The following is a 19,982-nucleotide window of genomic DNA, read 5'->3' as shown; positions in this document are numbered from 1 at the left end:
TACTGTCTGAAAATTGCGCTGCACTTGGACTACCGGCCTACTGGGCCGCGCGCCCTACCCGGCGTCTGTCTTCCCGCGCCGATCCGAACGCAGGCTGGCATACAGCACATGCGTCCGCCATCGACCGTTGATTTGCAGATATGATTGCGCGACGCCCTCGTATTTGAACCCCGAACTTTCCAGCAACCCACGCGAGGGTTCATTTTCAGGCAAGCACGCCGCCTCGATGCGGCTCAGGTCCAAGCGTGTAAAAGCGTGGTGTACCACCGCGCCAATGGCTTCGCGCATATACCCGTTTCGGGCAAACGCCTGCCCTGTCCAATATCCCAAAGTTCCGGCTTGCGCCGGTCCGCGGCGAATATTGTCTAGCGTTATCGCTCCAATCAGCACGTCGTCAGACCGACGGAACAGAAACAGAGGTATTGCTGTGCTGCTGGCGACAGATCGCTGTGCCCAATAAACGCGATTGGTGAACGACTTTCGGCTCAGGTGGTCCTGAGCCCAAATCGGCTCCCACGGCTTAAGGAAATCCTGGGACGAACGCCGCAGAGCAGCCCAATCGTTAAAGTCAGAGTGAATGGGCGGGCGCAGGCTAAGGCGCTCGGTCTCGAGTTTTAGCTTGCGTCTGCCCAATAGCATCACGCTGCTCGCCTCTCCTGCAATTCCGCCAATGATGGCGCACCTGAAACCGGGCCGTAAAGCGCCAGAGCCGCAGGAGCCTTAATGGCCATCTGCTCTGCGAACACTCGAACATCTTCGGTGCTGACACCGTCAATCTTGGCGACCGTATCCTCAAGCGAAGGCACCTGCCCCCAAATCTGCACCAGACGCGCCAAACGTTCCGCCCGATTTGACGGGCTCTCCAGCCCCATCAGCATCCCGGCTTTCATCTGCGCACGGGCGCGGGCAACCTCTTCGGGACTCATGTCCTCAGCGGCGCGTTTCATCTCATCGATGGTGATGGTGGCCAATTCCGCGACCTGATCGGCCGAGGTTCCAGCATAGATCGTCGTTGTTCCGGTATCGGCATAGGCACCGGTCTGCGCAAAGATCGTATAACACAGCCCGCGCGTTTCCCGAACCTCTTGGAACAGACGCGAAGACATCCCACCGCCCAGAGCTGTCGAATAAATCTGCGCCGTGTAAATCGCGTCGTCACGATACCCGGGGCTTTCCAGGGCTAGCGCGAAATGGGCTTGTTCCAGCTCTTTTTCCTGACGCGCCTCGCCTCCGGTAAACCGAGCAACTTCGGGGATCAGGCCTTTGCGCGGTTGCAGGTGGCCAAACATCTCTTCGGCCATTTTCATCAACTGGTCATGATCAACCGCGCCAGCCGCAGAAAGGATCATCTGTTCGGGGCCGTAGTGTTCGGCCACAAACCCCGACAAATCCTCACGCGAGAATGAGCTTACGCGTTCAGTCGGGCCAAGGATCGTACGGCCAAGCGGTTGATCATGGTAACTTTGCTCTTGCAGCCAATCAAAAATCACATCGTCGGGCGTGTCATAGGCCTGACCGATTTCCTGCAGGATCACACCACGCTCAACTTCAATCTCTCGCGGATCGAAGATGGGGTTCATAACGATGTCGCCGATCACGTCCATCGCCAGCGCAACGTCATCTTTCAGAACACGCGCGTAGTAGGCTGTCACCTCACGCGAGGTATAGGCGTTTATATAACCGCCTACATCCTCGATCGCCTCGGCGATTTGCAGCGCAGAGCGGCGCTCGGTTCCCTTGAAAGCCATATGCTCAAGGAAATGCGCAATACCGTTCTGTTCGATCCGTTCATGCCGCCCACCGGCGGTCACCCAGATGCCGACGGCCGCAGATTGCAGCCCCGGCATGTGTTCACTGACGATACGAAACCCGTTCTTCAGTTGGTCTTGTCTGACTGTCACTCAGCAATATGCCTTCTGATATGATCCTCTAGGGCACCCAGATCGTTGGCAATGCGGGTCACCCGTTCCGGACGTTCATACAGATCAGACATGCGGGATGGAAGAGGCGGATGCACGTCGCTTGCCTTCTCGACCGCGGCCGGGAATTTCGCGGGGTGCGCGGTGGCCAGAGTGATCATCGGAACATCTGCCGAGCGGTGCTCTTCAGCGACCTTGATACCAACGGCTGTGTGCGGGCAAACCAGCTCGGCGCTGTGGGCAAGGGTGTGCTTGATCGTCTCCAACGTCTCATCTTCGGACACGCGGCCCGAGTCAAAGCTCTCGCTCAGCGCTTCCATCGCGCCTTGGCTGACGTTGAAGCCTCCGTTCTTGAGCTCGTCCATCAATTGCGCGACTGCGCCGCCATCTTCACCGTAGGCGTAGTACAGCGCGCGTTCAAAGTTTGAGCTGACCTGAATATCCATAGACGGGCTGATCGAAGGGATAGTATCGCCCTTGAAATACCCCTCACCCGACAAGCAGCGGTGTAGGATGTCGTTCTGGTTCGTCGCAACGACCAGACGGTCGATGGGCAGCCCCATGCGTTTGGCCAGAAAGCCTGCGAAGATGTCACCAAAGTTACCGGTCGGCACAGTAAAGCTAACCTTACGATGCGGCGCACCGAGGCTGACTGCAGCTGAAAAGTAATAAACGATCTGCGCAAGAACCCGTGCGAAGTTGATCGAGTTCACACCCGCCAGTTTGACACCATCGCGGAAGTCGAAATCGTTGAACATGTCCTTCAACGCGGCCTGACAATCGTCAAAGTCTCCATCGACTGCCAGCGCGTGCACGTTGCTATCCGCAGGCGTGGTCATTTGTCGACGCTGCACCTCGGACACTCGGCCATGCGGGAATAGGATGAACACATCTACCGCATCCAATCCCCGGAACGCCTCGATAGCGGCCGAACCTGTGTCGCCACTGGTCGCGCCGACGATGGTTACTCGGTCTCCGCGACGCTTCAAAGCCACCTGGAACAGCTGACCGATAAGCTGCATAGCAAAGTCTTTGAACGCCAGCGTTGGGCCGTGGAACAGTTCCAGCAAGAAGTGGTTCTCGTTCAGCTGTTTCAGAGGTGCGCGAGCGTCATGGCCAAAGCCTTCGTAAGCGCGGGCGATGATCTCCTTGAACTCATCCTCAGCAAACGATCCGCTGACATAGGGCCACATCACACGAAAGGCGATCTCTTCATATGGCAGCCCAGCCAAAGCGGCGATCTCGTCCTGCGACACCACTGGGATCTCGGCGGGCAAATACAGACCACCATCGCGGGCCAATCCGGTCAGCATCGCCTCTTCAAAGGTCAGTTCTGGCGCTTGGCCACGGGTCGAGATGTATTTCATTGCTCTTCACTCTCAGAAGGGGCGCGGTTGCGCCACAGGAAATAACCGGTCATCGCGGCCCAAACCAGAGCCAGACCAAACCAGGTGATTGCGTATTGAAGGTGATCGTTGGGAATACCCGCCGTATCCACCGGCAGAGGCGTTACACCCGGATCCGTTTCCGAACGGGCGATCAACAGCACAGGCTCTGCCCCAAGCGTTGCAGCGAGATTTTGAACGTCCCGGGCAAACCATATATTTGCGTCAATATCGGCCTCGGGCGTGTAACTGTCGATCTCGTCAGGCCAGTGTAGGTTTCCGGTAACTTCCATCTGCCCATTTAGACGCTCGGACTGTTTGGCCGTGGTCGGCACAAAACCCCTGTCCACCAGTATAGTCCGGTCTTCGGTGCTGAACGATTGGATGATGCGATAACCCGCGCCGACCTGCTTGACCGAAACCAGAACATGGACTTCCCCCGGCTCCATTGCGCCAGAGATTGTCACAGGAAGGTATTTATCGACTTCTTCGGAAACCTTCGGTGGCAAGGCTACGGGATCAGCTGAGATACGGCTTTCGATTTCAGCAAGGATCTCTTGCTTCCAAGCCAACCTCTGCAACTGCCACACACCCAGAGACAACAGCACGCCCAAACCGGCGAGACCGAAAATCAATGGGAACAGGATACGGCGCATGTCAGAACCAAACCTAGCTGCGGAAACCGGCGTCTTGTTAAGGGGCGCGCGCACCGAAATGCAACCACGCAATTGTATGGGGCGCAATCTTGCGTCCCTGATAGAGAAAAAGCCGCCCCAAATGGGCGGCTTTTGCATTTAGAAAGCCTGACAGGCGTTACAGCAACGGCGCTTGGCCCCAGATGTAAACAGCGAAAAACAGGAACAGCCATACAACGTCAACGAAGTGCCAGTACCAGGCCGCAGCTTCGAAACCGACGTGTTTTTCAGGCGTAAAGTCACCTCGCAGCGCCCGGATCAAACAGACGGTAAGGAAAATGGTACCGATGATCACGTGCGCGCCGTGGAAACCCGTGGCCATGAAGAAGTTGGAGTAGAACTGATCGCCACCGAACTCCCAGCCGCCGTGTGCCAGCAGTTCGTAGTATTCAAAGGCCTGCAAGAACGTAAACAGGACACCCAGCACGATACCAATGGTTAGACCCTGAACCAGTGCCTTGCGATCATTGTCGTGCACCAATGCGTGGTGAGCCCAAGTGATGGCACAGCCCGACAACAGCAGAACCAGCGTGTTGATCAGCGGCAGGTGGAACGGGTCAACCGCGTGGATATCCGGCTGGATGTACTCGGTGCCGGCATAGTCGTACATCGGGTACATACGATGTTTGAAGAACGACCAGAACCAGGCGAAGAAGAACATCACCTCGGACATCACGAACAGGATAAATCCGTAGCGCAGACCGATGCGAACAACTGGCGTGTGATCCCCGGCACGGCTTTCGGCCACAACTTCGGACCACCATGCGAACATCGTGTAAAGAACGGCGACAAGACCTGCCCAGAACATGAACGACGTTACGCCGTGCATCCAAAGAACAGCCCCGAACAACATTACAAAACCGCCAACGGCGCCTAGCAGTGGCCAGATCGATGGGGCCAGAATGTGGTAATCGTGGTTTTTAGCGTGTGCCATCAGAGTCCCTCACCTAAAGGCGTTAGTTCGTGTTTTTGTCGACTTGCGTATCGAGAGCGGCATACCCCTCGGGCAAGTCAATTTCGTAGAATGTATACGACAGAGTGATCGTATGAACATATTTTGCTTCCAGATCCTCGACCAGCTCAGGGTCAACGAAGAAGGTTACCGGCATCTGAACCCGTTCACCTGGCTGCAGAACCTGCTCTTCAAAGCAGAAACAGGCAATTTTCTGGAAATATCCACCAGCCGAATACGGCGCGACGTTGTAGGACGCTTGTCCGGCAATAGGTCGATCGGTGGGATTATAAGCCTCGTAGAACGCAAGCCCAGTTTCTCCGATGCGCACTTCCATCTCGCGTTCAACCGGCTTGAACTCCCAAGCCATGTCCTTTGCCTTAGAGGCATCAAACCGAACGGTAATGGTGCGATCCAGAATGTCTTCGGGGGCGGTTTCGGCTACACCAGTTGTTCCGCCAAAACCTGTGACCCGACAAAACCAGTCGTAAAACGGCACAGCTGCCCAGGCGAGGCTGCCCATCAGGACGACGACCCCTACCGTCTGCGCAACTGTTTTCTGCGGTCCCGAAAGCGCCATCAGTTCTGGACCTCTTGTGTCGCCATTCCGAAATCCGTGCCAGCGACCTTTACAACAGTCAGACCGAAGATAATGACGATGAATGCCGCCAGTGTCAGACCAACACCGAGGTTCCGGCTAAAACGACGTTCGTGCAGTTCGTGGCTTTTACGCAGGCTCATGACCAACCTCCCAAACCGTAGGGCTTCAGCAGCGCCTCAACCAGAATCGCTCCGAAGTGTAGGAAAAGGTAGAGCAGCGAAAGCTTGAAGAAAGAGCGCTCAACCTTGAAGTTGTCTGCCTCGGAATCATCCTCGGTCCGGCGAGAAATCTGCCAGGCGCCCCTTAGGAACAGCGCATTCATCACGACAGCGACAGTCAGATAGATTGGACCACCGATGCCCGAGAACGATGTGCCCACAGCCAGAGTTGCCAGCAAAGCGGTGTAGACCAGTATGTGCCAGCGTGTTGCGCGGCGACCGTGCGTTACTGTCAACATCGGAACACCCGCATCGTCATAGTCCGAACGCATGAATAGCGCCAACGCCCAGAAATGCGGCGGGGTCCACATAAACGTCAGTGCGAACATCAGCCAGGGCTCAATCGACATTGAACCTGTCGCCGCAACCCAGCCGATTACAGGTGGGAAAGCTCCGGCAGCGCCACCAATCACGATGTTTTGCGGCGTCGAACGCTTTAGCCACATTGTATACACGACGACGTAGAAAAAGATCGTAAAGGCCAGAAATGCGCCTGCGAACCAGTTTGTCGCAAGCCCCAACATGATCACAGACAGGCCAGACAGCGCCAAGCCTAGAGATAGCGCCTCGCCTTCTTCTACTTTGCCAGAGGGAATCGGACGCCCTTTGGTCCGTTTCATGACGCGGTCGATATCCGCATCCCACCACATGTTCAGAGCGCCAGAAGCGCCGCCGCCGATGGCAATGAACAGAATCGCGCAAAAACCGATAATGGGGTGGACAGGCACAGGAGCAGCCAGCAAACCCACCAAAGCGGTAAACACCACCAGCGACATGACGCGAGGCTTCAACAGTGCAAAATAGTCGCCAAAGCCGGCCTCATCCGCACGGGTCTGCGCGGTGACGGTGCTGGCATTGATGCTTGCGTCGCTCATGTCCGGTCCTTCTGGGGTGAAAGCTGCGCGAAACCCGCGCAGCTAGCATCTTAGTTCAAACAGGCTGTAACCCGTCTTATTTCGAGGCAACCTGATAAGAGGCAGGCTGGCCGGCATACTCTTCCAGCGCGCCTTGCAGCCACTGCTCATACGCTTCTTCGCTGACCACTTTGACGGTGATCGGCATATAAGCATGGTCTTTGCCGCACAGTTCAGAGCACTGACCGAAATAGATACCTTCTTTGTCGGCTTCGAACCACAGTTCGGCCAAACGACCCGGAACACCATCCTGCTTCACGCCGAAGGACGGGATGGTCCAAGAGTGGATCACGTCCGAGGCGGTGACCTGCATCACGACCACTTTGCCAACAGGCACAACTACAGCAGTGTCCGTGGCCAGCAGCCATTCGTCTTCGCTGTAACCCGCATCGGCCAGTTTCGCGCGCATCGCATCGTCCAGAACGAACGGAGTTACATCTGCATCCGCAGGGCGTGCGCCCTCGTCCAAGGTTGCCGGATGTCCCAACAGATAGCTGTCGAACGCGAAATCGTGATCAACGTATTCGTAAGTCCAGTACCACTGATTTCCGACAACCTTGATGACTACGTCACCTTCGGGAATTTCCTGTTGCTTGAACAGAACCGGCAGCGAAAACGCCCCGATAAAGACAAGAATCAGGATAGGACCAAGGGTCCATGCGATCTCAACCGGGGTGTAATGCGAGAACCGCGCCGGTTTGGGGTTAACGCGCTCGTTGTAGCGGACGATGCAGTACACCAGCAGACCGGCCACGAACAGACAGATCACTGTAATGATTACAAGAATCATTCCATCCAGATCCCGAATGCCTTGGGCCAGGCTGGTGGCTGCGGGCTGGAAACCCATCCCGCCATCGACCGGCTTGCCAATAATCTCAAGCTCCTGAGCCATGGCTGGAAGGCTGGAGAGGGCTGTCGCAACCCCTGAAAGCATCAAAGCGTTCTTCATGTTCTGTCCTGGTCGTTTGATCTTTGCGTCTCTGGCGAAAAGGTGTGAATCGGACGCACCTCACCCGTTGTCATTGGCTGCGTTAAAAATCATATTCCTGATGCTAAATAAAGCAAAATGCTTGCGTCAAACAGACGCTATTTTTGATCTGGATCAAACCCGAAAGGCCCAAAGCGATGCCCAACGACCCATTTCGCCCTTTTGATAGCGTTCTACCGCAAGACGAAGCACTTGCAGTTTTGCAATCCACAACCGCCGGGGGCGAGGACGGAGAGTTGTTTGTGGAGCGCCGAAAATCAGAGTCTCTGGTCTTTGATGACGGTCGTTTGCGCACCGCGTCCTATGATGCATCCGAAGGATTCGGCCTCCGTGCAGTACAGGGTGAGGTCGCAGGTTACGCCCACTCGACGGAAGTTTCGATTCCCGCGCTCAAGCGCGCAGCCGAGACCGCGCGCCTTGCAGTTGGGGACGGTGGCGGGACGCTGGCAGAAGCTCCGCGCGCCACGAATACGCGTCTCTACACCGACGAAGACCCAATCGAATCCGCCAGTTTCCCGGTCAAGATTGAAACCCTTCGCGAGATTGACGCCTTTGCGCGCGACCTTGACCCTCGGGTCATGCAAGTCAGCGCAACGATTACAGCCGCCGTTCAAGAAGTAGAGATTCTGCGCCCAGATGGTGTGATGGTTCGGGATGTTCGCCCAATGACCCGCCTGAACATCTCTGTGATCGTTGAACAGAACGGTCGCCGCGAGAGCGGCTCGGCTGGAGGTGGCGGTCGCGTAGGTCTAGATGGCTTGATCGATCCTTCCGATTGGCAAGACAAAGCACGCGAGGCGCTTCGGATTGCGCTGGTTAACCTTGACGCCGTCCCTGCCCCGGCGGGAGTAATGGAGGTGGCGCTTGGCCCCGGCTGGCCCGGCATTCTGCTGCATGAAGCTATCGGTCACGGGCTGGAAGGCGACTTCAACCGCAAAGGCAGTTCCGCTTTCGCCGGGCTAATGGGGCAGCAGATCGCTTCAAAGGGTGTGACCGTCGTGGACGACGGTACAATCGCAGATCGGCGGGGCTCAATCAGCGTGGATGACGAGGGTACGCCCAGTTCGCGAACGGTTCTGATTGAGGACGGAATCTTGACCGGCTATATGCAAGACCGCCAAAACGCACGCCTGATGGGCGTTAAACCAACAGGCAATGGTCGGCGACAGAGCTACGCCCATAAACCAATGCCGCGAATGACAAATACCGTCATGCTGGGCGGTGACTCTGATCCCGGCGCGCTGGTTGCGGATATCAAGGATGGGATTTGGGCCGTTGGTTTTGGCGGCGGGCAGGTTGATATCACCAACGGCAAGTTCGTTTTTTCCTGCACAGAAGCCTACCGCGTTGAGAACGGTAAAATTGGAGCCCCAGTGAAGGGAGCGACCTTGATTGGCGACGGGCCTTCAGCACTGAATCGGATTAGGGGGCTGGGAAATGACATGCAACTTGATCCGGGCATGGGAACGTGTGGCAAAGACGGTCAATGGGTACCTGTTGGTGTGGGACAGCCGACTGTTTTACTGGACGGTCTGACAGTTGGCGGGTCGGCCACATAGTAAAGAATCCTACGTGCCTGACTGGTTCAGGGTTAACGCTGCGCTTTTGTTTTTTTAAAAGCGCAGCCCACAATGAAGAACTGCGCCTCTGCTGATGGCAGGATTTTTTGTTTTATTTTCAATATACTGTCAGAAATGTCGTGTCACTCCATCAAAAATTTACGGAAAAATTGACGAGATTCACAAGCTGTTAACCTCGCCAACCGTAAACCAGTTCTGCAATCAGGCGGAGCATCGGATGGCCGAAGAGCAGCATTCTTCCTATCACCCCACACTCCCACCCACCACGGAAGAGGATCGGTTTTCCTGGCTCCGTCTGTTGCGCTCGCGCAAGGTAGGTCCGGCGACATTTCGCCGGCTACTGCGGGAACATGGCTCAGCGCAGAACGCGCTAGCCGCGCTGCCTGAAATGGCTCGCGCTGCCGGAATCCAAGGGTATGAAACGTGCCCGCCCGGCGTGATTGAGGCGGAACTCAAGGCTGCAAGAGCAGCGAATGCACGACTTTTGTGCCTTGGGTCCGCCGATTTCCCAAATGCTTTGAATGATCTTTCCGACGCTCCACCGATGCTTTGGGCCGTGGGGGATGTGTCAGTCCTGCGCAAACCAACCGTCGCGATGGTTGGGGCGCGCAACTGCTCGTCTCTGGGCGCACGGATGGCGCGCGGTCTGGCGGCAGATCTTGGAAAAGAGGGGTTTGTCGTTGTCTCAGGGTTGGCGCGCGGCATCGACACATCCGCGCACAAGGCTGCATTGGAAACTGGCACAGTGGCCATCATGGCCGGCGGTGTGGACGTTATCTACCCGGCCGAAAACTCTGATCTGGCGAGGGATATCGCACAGTCAGGGCTGCGGTTGTCAGAGCAGCCGATGGGCGTAAACCCGCAAGCGCGGCATTTTCCACGTCGCAACCGTATAATTTCGGGTTTAGCTCAGGCCGTTGTGGTTGTTGAGGCCGCCGCAAAATCAGGCAGCCTAATCACCGCGCGCGACGCGTTGGATCAGGGCCGAGAGGTTCTGGCCGTTCCGGGCCACCCATTCGACGCTCGCGCAGCTGGGTGCAACCTCTTAATCCGTGACGGAGCAACCTTAGTGCGATCTGCCGAAGACGTCATCGAAGCCCTCCCGCAGCAACCGTCTGACCTGTTCTCAGAACAACTGCACACACAGCCCGACGATCAACCGGACCCTTCGGTTCCACCAGCCTCTCTGCACCACGAAATCTTGGTGCGGTTAGGTCCATCCCCAATAGCGGAAGATCAACTGATCCGTGACATTGCGGCAACCGCTGGAGCCATCGGCCCTGCATTGGTTGAGCTGGAACTGGATGGGCGCATTCAACGTCAGCCCGGCGGCTTGCTGTCACTGACGGCCTGAACAGTTTGCAAGGAATCACCGCCTGCGACGCATCCCCTATTCAGCCGTGTATCAACATGAAATCACCTTCAAATTTTGCTTTTGAAAGGAACGCATTGACAATTCGCTCTTGCCCTACACATTTTGCACGATCATAGAAGGCGCCCAATTCGTCGAGCGAGGTTTTCCCTTAAATGCCTGTAGTTGTTGTAGAATCCCCTGCCAAAGCCAAAACAATTAACAAATATCTTGGCTCCGACTACACCGTTCTGGCGTCTTACGGCCATGTGCGCGACCTGCCTCCAAAGGATGGATCGGTCGATCCCGAGCATGAATTTGCAATGAAATGGGAGGTCGGGAACGACAGCCGCAAACATGTCAAAGCCATCGCCGACGCACTGAAAGAAGACAACGCACTGATCCTCGCGACTGACCCCGATCGCGAGGGTGAAGCGATCAGTTGGCACTTGCAAGAAGCGCTGACCAAACGCCGTTCCATCAAAAAGGACACGCCGGTCAGCCGCGTAACGTTCAACGCGATTACCAAAGACGCCGTGACCGAGGCAATGCAGAACCCGCGCGAGGTCGACATGCCCTTAGTCGAGGCCTACTTGGCCCGCCGCGCGCTGGACTATTTGGTCGGCTTCAATCTCTCACCCGTTCTGTGGCGCAAGCTACCGGGCGCGAAGTCGGCAGGTCGCGTTCAATCCGTCTGCTTGCGCCTGATCGTAGAGCGAGAGATGGAGATCGAAGCGTTCAAACCCGTCGAGTACTGGTCGGTTCGGGCGCTGTTTGAGACGCCGCGAGGCCAGACTTATGAAGCTCGTCTAGTCACTCTGGCAGGTAAGAAGCTCGACAAACACGATTTGGCCAATGCCACTCAGGCGGAACTTGCGGTTCAGGCGATCACCAGCCGTGCGCTCAGTGTTAAGTCGGTCGAAGCAAAGCCTGCCGCCCGTAACCCGAGTGCGCCGTTCATGACCTCTACCCTGCAGCAGGAGGCCAGCCGCAAGTTTGGTATGGGTGCGCGACATGCGATGCAGGTGGCTCAGCGGCTGTATGAGGCAGGCTACATTACTTACATGCGGACCGATGGTATCGACATGGCCCCTGAGGCCGTGGCCGCCACCCGCGACGCGATCACGGAACGCTATGGCGCGGAATACGTACCGGACAGCCCGCGCATTTATAAGAACAAAGCCAAGAACGCTCAGGAAGCGCACGAATGCATCCGACCAACGGATATGTCGCGCGATGCCAAGGCGCTGAAGGTAACGGATGAGGATCAACGCAAGCTCTACGACCTGATCTGGAAGCGCACGATTGCCTGTCAGATGTCTGCTGCACGCCTGGAGCGTACGACGGTTGAGGTCGGCAGCGATGACGGCCAGGTTGGTCTGCGTGCCACCGGCCAAGTTGTCTTGTTTGATGGTTTCATGCGCGTCTATGAAGAAGGCCGTGACGATGTGGCCGACGACGATGAAAAGCGCCTGCCGCAGATCATGCAGGGCGATCCTGCTAAATTTGCCAAGACCTCGCTGCGGGACCAGTTCGCCAAAGCAACCAGCGAAAGTACAGACAAGGCTGCCAAAGAAGCAGTTCTGTCCGAAAACGAGGCGGTTTTGGCGCTGCAACACCACACCCAACCGCCACCGCGCTATACCGAGGCGACACTGGTCAAGCGGATGGAAGAGCTGGGCATCGGGCGCCCCTCGACCTATGCCTCAATCGTGACTACGATTCAGGATCGAGAATACGTACGCAAGGACAAGAACCGTCTTATCCCTGAGGAAAAGGGCCGGATCGTCACAATCTTCCTGCTGAATTTCTTCCGCCAGTATGTGGGATACGAGTTCACCGCCAATCTCGAAGAACAGTTGGATGACGTCAGTGCAGGTGATCGCGACTACAAGGATCTTCTGGGCAAGTTCTGGCGTGATTTCTCGGCCGCGATTGGCGAAACTTCCGAACTGCGCATATCCGAAGTGCTCGACAAGTTGGACGAAGCCCTTGCACCACAACTTTATCCCCCGCGCGAAGATGGGTCAGACCCGCGAGTCTGCCCAAAATGCGGTACCGGCCAACTGCATCTGAAAACTTCGCGTACCGGAGGGTTTGTGGGCTGTGGAAACTATCCTGAATGCACATATACCCGTCCTATCGCTGGTGAAGGCGCCGAAGGCGATGAGCGTCTTCTAGGCGAAGATGCCGGCGATGAAATCTGGCTGAAATCTGGTCGGTTTGGGCCTTACGTCCAGCGTGGTGAGCCCACCCCCGAGAACAAGAAGCCACCACGCGCCTCTTTGCCCCGCGGCTGGAGCAAAGATGACATGGATCTGGACAAAGCGCTGACGCTGCTGTCCCTGCCCCGCCAAATCGGTGAGCACCCTGAGGGCGGTATGATCAGCTCGAATTTCGGGCGGTTCGGGCCCTATATCATGCATCAGTTGCCGGAAGAGGCCAAACCCGTCTACGTGAACGTCAAAGATCCAAACGACGTGTTTGAAATCGGAATGAACCGTGCGGTTGAAATGTTGGCTGAAAAGCGCGCCAACCCGGGACGGGGTCAGCGCGCGGCTGCCAAACCGCTAAAAGAACTCGGCGATCACCCAGATGGTGGTGCAATGCAAGTTCTGGACGGACGCTATGGGCCATATGTAAAATGGGAAAAGGTCAACGCCACCATCCCTAAGGATATCAAGCCCGAGGACGTGACGCCGGAAATGGCCGTTGAATTGGTCAATGAACGTGCGGCCAAGAAAGGCACCAAGAAGAAGGCAGCACCGAAGAAAAAAACCGCTGCCAAGAAAACCACGAAAAAAGCAGCCAGCTAGGGGCTGATAGGTAGAAATACCACCAGCCCCTTGGATTCGTTGACTTCCCCGTGACGCGGCGGCACAACCTGCCCATCACCATGTCATTGGGGGAGTTTTCCATGAAGAAAATCTATGCCAATGCCACCGAAGCACTCGATGGAGTGCTGAAGGATGGCATGATGATCGCAGCAGGCGGTTTTGGCCTGTGCGGCATCCCTGAACTGCTGCTGGACGCAATCAAAGAATCCGGTGCTCAGGATCTGACCTTTGCTTCGAACAACGCGGGTGTTGACGATTTCGGCATCGGCATCTTGCTGCAGACCAAGCAGGTTAAGAAAATGATCAGCTCTTACGTCGGCGAAAACGCAGAATTCATGCGCCAGTACCTTGCCGGAGAGCTTGAACTGGAGTTCAACCCGCAGGGCACTCTGGCCGAGCGTATGCGCGCCGGTGGCGCCGGCATCCCCGGCTTCTACACCAAGACCGGTGTGGGCACCGTTATTGCCGAAGGCAAAGAGCACAAGGACTTCAACGGCGAGACCTACATCATGGAAGAGGGCATCTTTGCCGATCTTTCAATCGTCAAAGCCTGGAAGGCTGATGACACAGGCAACCTGATCTTCCGCAAGACCGCTCGGAACTTCAACGTGCCTGCCGCGACCTGTGGCAAGATCTGCATTGCTGAGGTCGAAGAAATCGTGCCTCGCGGCTCTTTGGACCCTGATGCGATCCACCTGCCCGGCATCTATGTGCACCGTCTGATTCAGGGCGATCACGAAAAGCGCATCGAACAACGCACCACCCGTAAGAAGGAGGAAGCATAATGCCTTGGGATCGTAATCAGATGGCCGCTCGTGCGGCGCAAGAGCTTGAAGACGGCATGTATGTGAACCTCGGCATCGGTATTCCGACGCTGGTGGCGAACTATGTGGGTGACAAGGATATCACCCTTCAGTCCGAAAACGGTATGCTGGGTATGGGCCCCTTCCCCTTCGAAGGTGAAGAAGACCCCGACCTGATCAATGCTGGCAAGCAGACAATTACCGAACTGTCCCGCACCGCCTACTTCGACAGCGCAACATCTTTTGCCATGATCCGGGGCGGAAAGATTGCAGCCGCCGTTCTGGGCGCGATGGAAGTTGATGAAGAAGGTGATCTGGCCAACTGGATGATTCCCGGCGTGTTGGTCAAAGGTATGGGCGGCGCGATGGACCTTGTGGCCGGCGTTGGCCGTGTGATTGTCGTGATGGATCACACCAACAAGCACGGCAAATCCAAGCTGCTGAAAAAGTGCACCCTGCCTCTGACGGGCAAAAAGGTGGTGAACCGCATCATCACCAACCTGGGCGTTCTGGACGTAGTGGACGGCGGCCTGAAGATTGTCGAGATCGCGGAAGGCGTAAGCGAAGATGAGATTCGAGCAGCGACTGAAGCGAGCATCGTAAACTAAGCCGCATCAAGTTAAAGGCCCACCGTTTCAGGTGGGCCTTTTCATTTTTGAACCTGGAATACGCAGCCGTCCGAGATCAGTTGCGGCGGTGTAGAACACAGCGCCTTCGCTATCTGAAAGGCTGCAAGCACTTTGGGAACGTAGTCCCGCGTCTCGGCATAAGGCGGCACGCCCTCGTGTTTGCGTACAGCCCCCTCACCCGCATTATATCCGGCCAGAACCATGATCGGGTCGTTGCCGAATTCTTCCATCAGCCAGTTCAGGTATTTCACCCCGCCGGAGATATTCTGGCCGGGATGCATACTGTCGGTCACGCCAAACCGCTTTGCCGTAGCGGGCATGAGCTGCATCAACCCCTGAGCTCCAGCAGAGCTGACCGCATCAGCACGCCCCGCCGATTCGACAGAGATAACTGCCAATACAAGAGCAGGCGACACATTGGTGCCCACGGTCGAGCGCAGAATCTCAACCCCTCTTTGCTGTGCAATGTTCTGCAGCGTCTGTAGGCGCGGAGAAGCAACGTTGATTGCAGCAAGAGCGTTAATAGCTCCGTCCAGGCGCCCAGCACCGGCATCAGCCAATGCAGGTGAAATCTTTTCCCAGAACGCCTTATAGGATCCAACGGGCTTTTTCGTAGCGCCACCCTCTGGAACATCCAAAGGTGCAACTCTCGTCCGGGCTATAATGTCTGGAAGAACAATCTCGGCTCCCGTGCTCGGCGCAGACGGCGCTGCGGCGTGCTCCTCGGGTGAGATCTGCACAGTTATTTTAGGTCTGGCACCCGGCTGGGGCGCCCTAACGCGCTTATATACGCCTCTGGGTTCGGCATCATTTGCGATGGCGGGCACAGGCCCCGTCATCATCAATACCGAAATACCGGCGCAGGATATTGCGTCCCGGAGTTTCATTTGCCCGCCTCATAGTTTTGTCTTTTCAGATATTTGATCCCGAATCCTGCTGTAAAGCCAGAAAAACACAGCGAAATGGGGCAGTTTCGCCTCATTTGCCGTAATTTTGCATCGGAAAGACAGGGTATGTGTATTTGTTTTTGTATTTTTTTTACTTTATTTTCAGGTACTTAAAAAAATTCCTACCAAAAAGTTAAGTTCTCTCGGAAAAAAAATGTGTTTGGCCCAATTCCTGCCATGCCTACCCGTCAAACATAATGCCATACCGAGACGCTCGGGAGTGGACTGAGAGACGAAGCTCTGAAAGACGCCGAGGTTAATTGACTTTTGATCCTTTAGGAGGGACGTAACATGATCAAGTTCATCAAGAACTTCCGCAAAGACGAAGACGGCGCCGTAACTGTAGACTGGGTTGTTCTGACCGCAGCCATCGTTGGTCTGGCAGCTGTTGCATACACCCAAGTCGGCAACGGTACCGACGTTCTGGCCGGTAAAGTTGACAGCGCTCTGAGCGGTGTAAACGTTAACGCGCCTGACGTAACTCCGGGCACCTAAGATTAATATCTGAAGCGAATTACAAAGGGGGGCGCACATTCGGCAGTGCCCCCTTTTTTTGTGCTTGAAAACAGGTGCCCAAGATGAACCGAATTCTGAGCTTTTTTTCAAACGAAGACGGCGCGGTTACTGTTGACTGGGTCGTGCTAACGGCCGGGATTACCGGGCTTGGACTGCTTGTCGTATTGCGCATGGCCGGTTCAGTTCAACACGTGGACAATGAAATAGGTCAGGCGCTGTCCGGGGTTGAAATCCAGGAACTCGCATTTGAAACAGACAATTAACAAATTGCTCTGGCCTCTGTGGCGTTCTTGACCACAGACGGAAAAAAAATCGCGGATTGCCCCCCTTTTCGACACAATTCACTTGTAGCCAGAGCTAAATAGACGTGCTCTTACGCAAATCTTACGAACTATAATAGAAAGAATGAGGGGACGCGAATGCGCGCAGTATTTGGACTTGTCCTGATTGTCGGAGTAGCTTTGGCCGGCGGCGCTGTTTACATGGCGCGAGACTATATCACTCAGTATCAGGCTCAACTTGAGCAAGAGCGCCTAGCCACGCAGAACGCTCTTGCAAACGTCAAGTCAATCGCAACCGTTGATGTCATCGTTTCCAACCGGAGCCTGAAATATGGTGAACGCTTGGCCGCCGAAGACGTCCGGACCGTTAAATGGCCTGAAGATGCGATTCCAGAAGGAACCTTCACCGATGTGGCCGTTCTTTTCCCCGAGGAAGCCAATGGCGAAAGATTCGTTCTGCGCGCCATGGAAAAGGACGAGGCGATTCTCGAGGTCAAGATTACGCAGCCCGGTGCCGAAGCTGGCCTGACGTCGAGACTGACAAAAGGTATGCGCGCCTTCGCGATTAGCGTCGACGTCGCATCTGGCGTTTCGGGTTTCCTGCGCCCCGGCGACAAGGTTGATGTGTATTGGACCGGTTCGCTGCGTGGCGCCGTTGAAGGAGCCAACGGTGAGATCACTCGCTTGATTCAGACTAATATTGAACTGATTGCTGTCGACCAGACAGCTGGTTCAGACATCACCGGTGCAACAATCGCGCGAACCGTAACTGTTGCCGCCACTCCGGAACAAATCGCCGCTTTGGCACAGGCGCAAAACACCGGACGCCTATCCTTGGCCCTGGTCGGCGTACAAGATGAAACAGTTGCAGATACAGCTATCGAAGTTAACCAACGGACATTGCTGGGAATCAAGGAAGCAGCCCCTGCTCCGGTCCGAGTCGAAGAGCGGAAGTGCTTCACGAACATACGGCGCGGTGCTGAAACCGTAAAAACCGAAATTCCCTGCACAAATTAACGCGAAATCAGCGATTTAAGACTGCAAGCCGCGCCTAGTGCGCGGCTTGTTTCGTTTGGATTGTTGCGCAATGTCCACATAAGGAAAATTCCAGAAACCATTGATTATTGCAATAAATTCGTAATTCGCCCAGTGTTATCGGGCATAAGGCAATAGCCGTAAAATGAGGCGTGATCGGAGAGGCAGGTCACATGAAAATACGTTCCTTGATTGGCGCGACCCTTCTTGGGTTAGCGCTTGTAGTGGGTCCGGTCGGTAGCACGGCCTGGGCAGAAACCCTGCGTGTAGTTAAGAATGGAACAGCGGAAACGCTGGACGTTCCGATGAACCGCGCAATTGTTGTTGAAAGTGAAGAACCGTTCACGGAACTCAGCATCGCCAACGCTGGCATTGCTGACATTTCGTCGCTTTCGGATCGCACTATCTATGTGTTGGGTAAGGCTCCGGGCCTGACAACGCTGACCCTTTTCGACGCTGCGGGCAACCTGCTTGCAAACGTTCGGGTTCGCGTTTCCCCAGATGTTTCAGAATTTAAAGAACGGCTGCGGCAAATCTTGCCGGGTGAGCCAATTGAAGTGCGCACCGCGAATGATGGCATTGTGCTTTCCGGCACGATTTCAAGCGCGGCCAAACTGGCACGGGCTCTTGAGCTGGCCGAACGCTACGCGCCCGAGCGTGTTTCCAACCTGATGTCGGTTGGTGGTGTTCAGCAGGTCATGCTGAAAGTCCGATTCGCTGAGATGAACCGCTCGGTAGCAAAAAGCCTGACCGCATCGCTTGGCTTCGGCGGAAGTGACGTAACCGGCGGTTTCAACACCCTGAACAGCGCTGGCGCTCTGGCAAACGCTCTGAACAACAACATCCCGATTCAGCAGACAAACACAGGCGCGATCCTGTTCGGCTTTGGCGCTGGATCAACTCAGGTTCGTCTGCTTTTGGAAGCACTTGAGGCCAAAGGCCTTGCGCGCAGCCTGGCGGAACCAAACCTGTCGGCGTTGTCCGGCCAAGAGGCCGAGTTCCTTGCGGGTGGTGAAGTTCCAATTCCGGTTCCTGCGGATGACGGCAACATTGCAATCGAATATCGTGCATTCGGTGTGCAGGTCATGTTCACACCGCGCGTTGTAGATGGCGATTTGATCAACTTGGAGATGGGGACATCTGTTTCCAGCATCGATCCGAACTCGAACTTCACAATCGCGGGCAACAACGTACCGACCTTTATCACTCGTCGGACCATTACGACGGTTGAGCTGCGCGACGGTGAAAGCTTCGCGATCTCCGGATTGATTCAGGACGACTTCAGAGATCTGAACAATCAGGTTCCGTGGTTGGGTGACGTCCCTGTTCTGGGTTCGTTGTTCCGCAGCGCGGAATACCAGCGTCAGCAAACTGAACTGGTCGTGATCGTTACCGCACACCTCGTGTCACCAACACGTGGCGAAGCGCTGGCACTGCCGACCGACCGCGTCAAGCCGCCCAGCGAATTCCAACTGTTCGTGAACGGCAAGGTTGCACGGACATTGCGCACAGGCTCCGGCGGTGCATCTGAAGTTGCCAAACAGGACTTCGGAAGCTCGTACGGCTACGTCCTGGAATGATGAGGAGGATAGGACCAATGCAAAAGTGGATCATCGCACTGGGTCTCACGGTCGCTGTCGCCGCATGTACGCGCGAGGCCGGATATGAAATCGATACCGGCACGTTCGGGAATGCGACTTTCAACAACGTTCAAGTGATGAACGGCGAACTGACCTACGCCGAGATTCTGGGGCAACGCTTTGCTGCAGAAGTTCCGGTTCAGATTAACTTTGCCTTCAACAGCTCTGTGCTGGACGAATCAGCGCAAAGAATTCTGTTGCGACAGGCTGACTGGATCAAACAGTTCCCCGAAGCGCGCTTCCGCGTTTACGGTCACACTGACGCGGTCGGTTCCACGGCTTACAACAAAAGCCTGGGCCAACGCCGCGCGAACGCAGCTGTAGCATTCCTGACACGGCAGGGCATTTCGAGGTCGCGCCTGGAAGCGGTTGTTTCCTTCGGCAAAACACGGCCTTTGATCGCCACACCGAACAGAGATCGCCGTAACCGCCGTACTGTGACTGAGGTTTCCGGTTTTGTGGATCGCAAACCGCAGCTTCTGGACGGCAAGTACGCAGAGGTCATTCGCCGCGAATATGTCGAGAGCGCGGAGAGACCGAGCTACATCGTTCCGGCAGATGATGCTAGCGGCGGCGATGAATAATCACCCGAAATGGGCGACATCGTCGCCCATTTCCCTACAATTGGTTCTTTTGCGCCTAAATCTTGCCTAAGTTCCAAGCCACATTTTCAACAATTAGGTGACCTGCG

At 55.8% G+C, this 19,982-nt stretch carries 20 protein-coding genes; 10 read left to right on the top strand and 10 right to left on the bottom strand.

Annotation, left to right across the window (positions count from 1 at the left end; all coding sequences use genetic code 11):
* Positions 1-54: 54 nt before the first annotated feature.
* The 9 genes from ACR0EO_RS13610 to coxB all read right to left on the bottom strand — a co-directional run bounded on the left by ACR0EO_RS13610 (position 55) and on the right by coxB (position 7,633).
* Complete coding sequence (locus tag ACR0EO_RS13610) at positions 55-639, bottom strand: GNAT family N-acetyltransferase (protein WP_480690770.1); 585 nt, start codon at positions 637-639, stop codon at positions 55-57.
* On the bottom strand, positions 639-1,901 hold the full coding sequence (locus ACR0EO_RS13605) for a M16 family metallopeptidase (RefSeq protein WP_480690768.1): 1,263 nt from the start codon (positions 1,899-1,901) through the stop codon (positions 639-641). The genes ACR0EO_RS13610 and ACR0EO_RS13605 overlap by 1 nt, the downstream gene beginning before the upstream one ends.
* Positions 1,898-3,286, bottom strand: coding sequence for a threonine synthase (gene thrC / locus ACR0EO_RS13600; protein WP_480690766.1), 1,389 nt, complete (start codon positions 3,284-3,286; stop codon positions 1,898-1,900). The genes ACR0EO_RS13605 and thrC overlap by 4 nt, the downstream gene beginning before the upstream one ends.
* Complete coding sequence (locus ACR0EO_RS13595; protein ID WP_480690764.1) at positions 3,283-3,960, bottom strand: SURF1 family protein; 678 nt, start codon at positions 3,958-3,960, stop codon at positions 3,283-3,285. The genes thrC and ACR0EO_RS13595 overlap by 4 nt, the downstream gene beginning before the upstream one ends.
* A 157-nt stretch (positions 3,961-4,117) precedes the next feature.
* Complete coding sequence (locus ACR0EO_RS13590; RefSeq protein ID WP_480690762.1) at positions 4,118-4,933, bottom strand: cytochrome c oxidase subunit 3; 816 nt, start codon at positions 4,931-4,933, stop codon at positions 4,118-4,120.
* Between the two features lie 22 nt (positions 4,934-4,955).
* Positions 4,956-5,531 carry a cytochrome c oxidase assembly protein gene (locus tag ACR0EO_RS13585; protein WP_480690760.1) on the bottom strand — a complete coding sequence of 192 codons (576 nt, stop codon included), beginning with the start codon at positions 5,529-5,531 and terminating at the stop codon, positions 4,956-4,958.
* Positions 5,531-5,692, bottom strand: a complete 162-nt coding sequence (locus ACR0EO_RS13580; protein WP_480690758.1) for a hypothetical protein — start codon at positions 5,690-5,692, stop codon at positions 5,531-5,533. Before ACR0EO_RS13580 ends, ACR0EO_RS13585 begins: the two co-directional genes overlap by 1 nt.
* On the bottom strand, positions 5,689-6,645 hold the full coding sequence (gene cyoE / locus ACR0EO_RS13575) for a heme o synthase (protein WP_480690756.1): 957 nt from the start codon (positions 6,643-6,645) through the stop codon (positions 5,689-5,691). Before cyoE ends, ACR0EO_RS13580 begins: the two co-directional genes overlap by 4 nt.
* A gap of 76 nt (positions 6,646-6,721) precedes the next feature.
* Complete coding sequence (gene coxB / locus ACR0EO_RS13570; RefSeq protein WP_480690755.1) at positions 6,722-7,633, bottom strand: cytochrome c oxidase subunit II; 912 nt, start codon at positions 7,631-7,633, stop codon at positions 6,722-6,724.
* Positions 7,634-7,809: 176 nt separating this feature from the next.
* Between coxB and tldD the strand changes: the two genes are divergently transcribed.
* The 5 genes from tldD (at position 7,810) to ACR0EO_RS13545 (ending at position 14,851) form a co-directional block, all read left to right on the top strand.
* On the top strand, positions 7,810-9,231 hold the full coding sequence (gene tldD / locus ACR0EO_RS13565; protein WP_480690754.1) for a metalloprotease TldD: 1,422 nt from the start codon (positions 7,810-7,812) through the stop codon (positions 9,229-9,231).
* 238 nt (positions 9,232-9,469) lie between these two features.
* Positions 9,470-10,606, top strand: coding sequence for a DNA-processing protein DprA (dprA, locus tag ACR0EO_RS13560; protein ID WP_480690752.1), 1,137 nt, complete (start codon positions 9,470-9,472; stop codon positions 10,604-10,606).
* 173 nt (positions 10,607-10,779) lie between these two features.
* The gene (gene topA, locus ACR0EO_RS13555) at positions 10,780-13,419 is read left to right on the top strand and encodes a type I DNA topoisomerase (RefSeq protein ID WP_480690750.1); all 2,640 of its coding nucleotides are present in this window, start codon (positions 10,780-10,782) and stop codon (positions 13,417-13,419) included.
* Between the two features lie 101 nt (positions 13,420-13,520).
* Positions 13,521-14,225: a CoA transferase subunit A gene (locus tag ACR0EO_RS13550; RefSeq protein ID WP_480690748.1), complete on the top strand. Its 705-nt coding sequence runs from the start codon at positions 13,521-13,523 to the stop codon at positions 14,223-14,225.
* Positions 14,225-14,851 (top strand): CoA transferase subunit B, encoded by a 627-nt coding sequence (locus ACR0EO_RS13545; protein WP_480690746.1) that lies wholly within the window; start codon positions 14,225-14,227, stop codon positions 14,849-14,851. The genes ACR0EO_RS13550 and ACR0EO_RS13545 overlap by 1 nt, the downstream gene beginning before the upstream one ends.
* A 41-nt stretch (positions 14,852-14,892) precedes the next feature.
* Here ACR0EO_RS13545 and ACR0EO_RS13540 read toward each other — a convergent pair whose 3' ends face one another.
* On the bottom strand, positions 14,893-15,759 hold the full coding sequence (locus ACR0EO_RS13540) for a lytic transglycosylase domain-containing protein (protein ID WP_480690744.1): 867 nt from the start codon (positions 15,757-15,759) through the stop codon (positions 14,893-14,895).
* Positions 15,760-16,110: 351 nt separating this feature from the next.
* Between ACR0EO_RS13540 and ACR0EO_RS13535 the strand changes: the two genes are divergently transcribed.
* From ACR0EO_RS13535 to ACR0EO_RS13515, 5 genes are all read left to right on the top strand, one after another.
* On the top strand, positions 16,111-16,314 hold the full coding sequence (locus tag ACR0EO_RS13535) for a Flp family type IVb pilin (protein ID WP_480690742.1): 204 nt from the start codon (positions 16,111-16,113) through the stop codon (positions 16,312-16,314).
* 83 nt (positions 16,315-16,397) lie between these two features.
* Positions 16,398-16,598 (top strand): hypothetical protein, encoded by a 201-nt coding sequence (locus ACR0EO_RS13530; RefSeq protein WP_480690740.1) that lies wholly within the window; start codon positions 16,398-16,400, stop codon positions 16,596-16,598.
* A gap of 156 nt (positions 16,599-16,754) precedes the next feature.
* Entirely contained in the window at positions 16,755-17,633 is an 879-nt protein-coding gene (gene cpaB, locus ACR0EO_RS13525; RefSeq protein WP_480690738.1) for a Flp pilus assembly protein CpaB, read from the top strand.
* A gap of 191 nt (positions 17,634-17,824) precedes the next feature.
* Positions 17,825-19,231: a type II and III secretion system protein family protein gene (locus tag ACR0EO_RS13520; protein ID WP_480690736.1), complete on the top strand. Its 1,407-nt coding sequence runs from the start codon at positions 17,825-17,827 to the stop codon at positions 19,229-19,231.
* 17 nt (positions 19,232-19,248) lie between these two features.
* Positions 19,249-19,875 (top strand): OmpA family protein, encoded by a 627-nt coding sequence (locus ACR0EO_RS13515; RefSeq protein ID WP_480690734.1) that lies wholly within the window; start codon positions 19,249-19,251, stop codon positions 19,873-19,875.
* Positions 19,876-19,982: the final 107 nt, after the last annotated feature.

Source organism: Ruegeria sp. BE9 (assembly GCF_056538765.1).
This window is presented reverse-complemented; position numbering and strand designations above follow the sequence as displayed.

Coding starts and splice junctions, on each gene's coding strand:
- dprA (WP_480690752.1), top strand. CDS start 9,470: ATGGCCGAAGAGCAGCATTCTTCCTATCACCCCACACTCCCACCCACC.
- cyoE (WP_480690756.1), bottom strand. CDS start 6,645: ATGAGCGACGCAAGCATCAATGCCAGCACCGTCACCGCGCAGACCCGT.
- coxB (WP_480690755.1), bottom strand. CDS start 7,633: ATGAAGAACGCTTTGATGCTTTCAGGGGTTGCGACAGCCCTCTCCAGC.
- ACR0EO_RS13535 (WP_480690742.1), top strand. CDS start 16,111: ATGATCAAGTTCATCAAGAACTTCCGCAAAGACGAAGACGGCGCCGTA.
- ACR0EO_RS13540 (WP_480690744.1), bottom strand. CDS start 15,759: ATGAAACTCCGGGACGCAATATCCTGCGCCGGTATTTCGGTATTGATG.
- ACR0EO_RS13530 (WP_480690740.1), top strand. CDS start 16,398: ATGAACCGAATTCTGAGCTTTTTTTCAAACGAAGACGGCGCGGTTACT.
- thrC (WP_480690766.1), bottom strand. CDS start 3,286: ATGAAATACATCTCGACCCGTGGCCAAGCGCCAGAACTGACCTTTGAA.
- ACR0EO_RS13585 (WP_480690760.1), bottom strand. CDS start 5,531: ATGGCGCTTTCGGGACCGCAGAAAACAGTTGCGCAGACGGTAGGGGTC.
- ACR0EO_RS13520 (WP_480690736.1), top strand. CDS start 17,825: ATGAAAATACGTTCCTTGATTGGCGCGACCCTTCTTGGGTTAGCGCTT.
- ACR0EO_RS13550 (WP_480690748.1), top strand. CDS start 13,521: ATGAAGAAAATCTATGCCAATGCCACCGAAGCACTCGATGGAGTGCTG.
- ACR0EO_RS13515 (WP_480690734.1), top strand. CDS start 19,249: ATGCAAAAGTGGATCATCGCACTGGGTCTCACGGTCGCTGTCGCCGCA.
- ACR0EO_RS13580 (WP_480690758.1), bottom strand. CDS start 5,692: ATGAGCCTGCGTAAAAGCCACGAACTGCACGAACGTCGTTTTAGCCGG.
- tldD (WP_480690754.1), top strand. CDS start 7,810: ATGCCCAACGACCCATTTCGCCCTTTTGATAGCGTTCTACCGCAAGAC.
- ACR0EO_RS13545 (WP_480690746.1), top strand. CDS start 14,225: ATGCCTTGGGATCGTAATCAGATGGCCGCTCGTGCGGCGCAAGAGCTT.
- cpaB (WP_480690738.1), top strand. CDS start 16,755: ATGCGCGCAGTATTTGGACTTGTCCTGATTGTCGGAGTAGCTTTGGCC.
- ACR0EO_RS13590 (WP_480690762.1), bottom strand. CDS start 4,933: ATGGCACACGCTAAAAACCACGATTACCACATTCTGGCCCCATCGATC.
- ACR0EO_RS13610 (WP_480690770.1), bottom strand. CDS start 639: ATGCTATTGGGCAGACGCAAGCTAAAACTCGAGACCGAGCGCCTTAGC.
- ACR0EO_RS13595 (WP_480690764.1), bottom strand. CDS start 3,960: ATGCGCCGTATCCTGTTCCCATTGATTTTCGGTCTCGCCGGTTTGGGC.
- topA (WP_480690750.1), top strand. CDS start 10,780: ATGCCTGTAGTTGTTGTAGAATCCCCTGCCAAAGCCAAAACAATTAAC.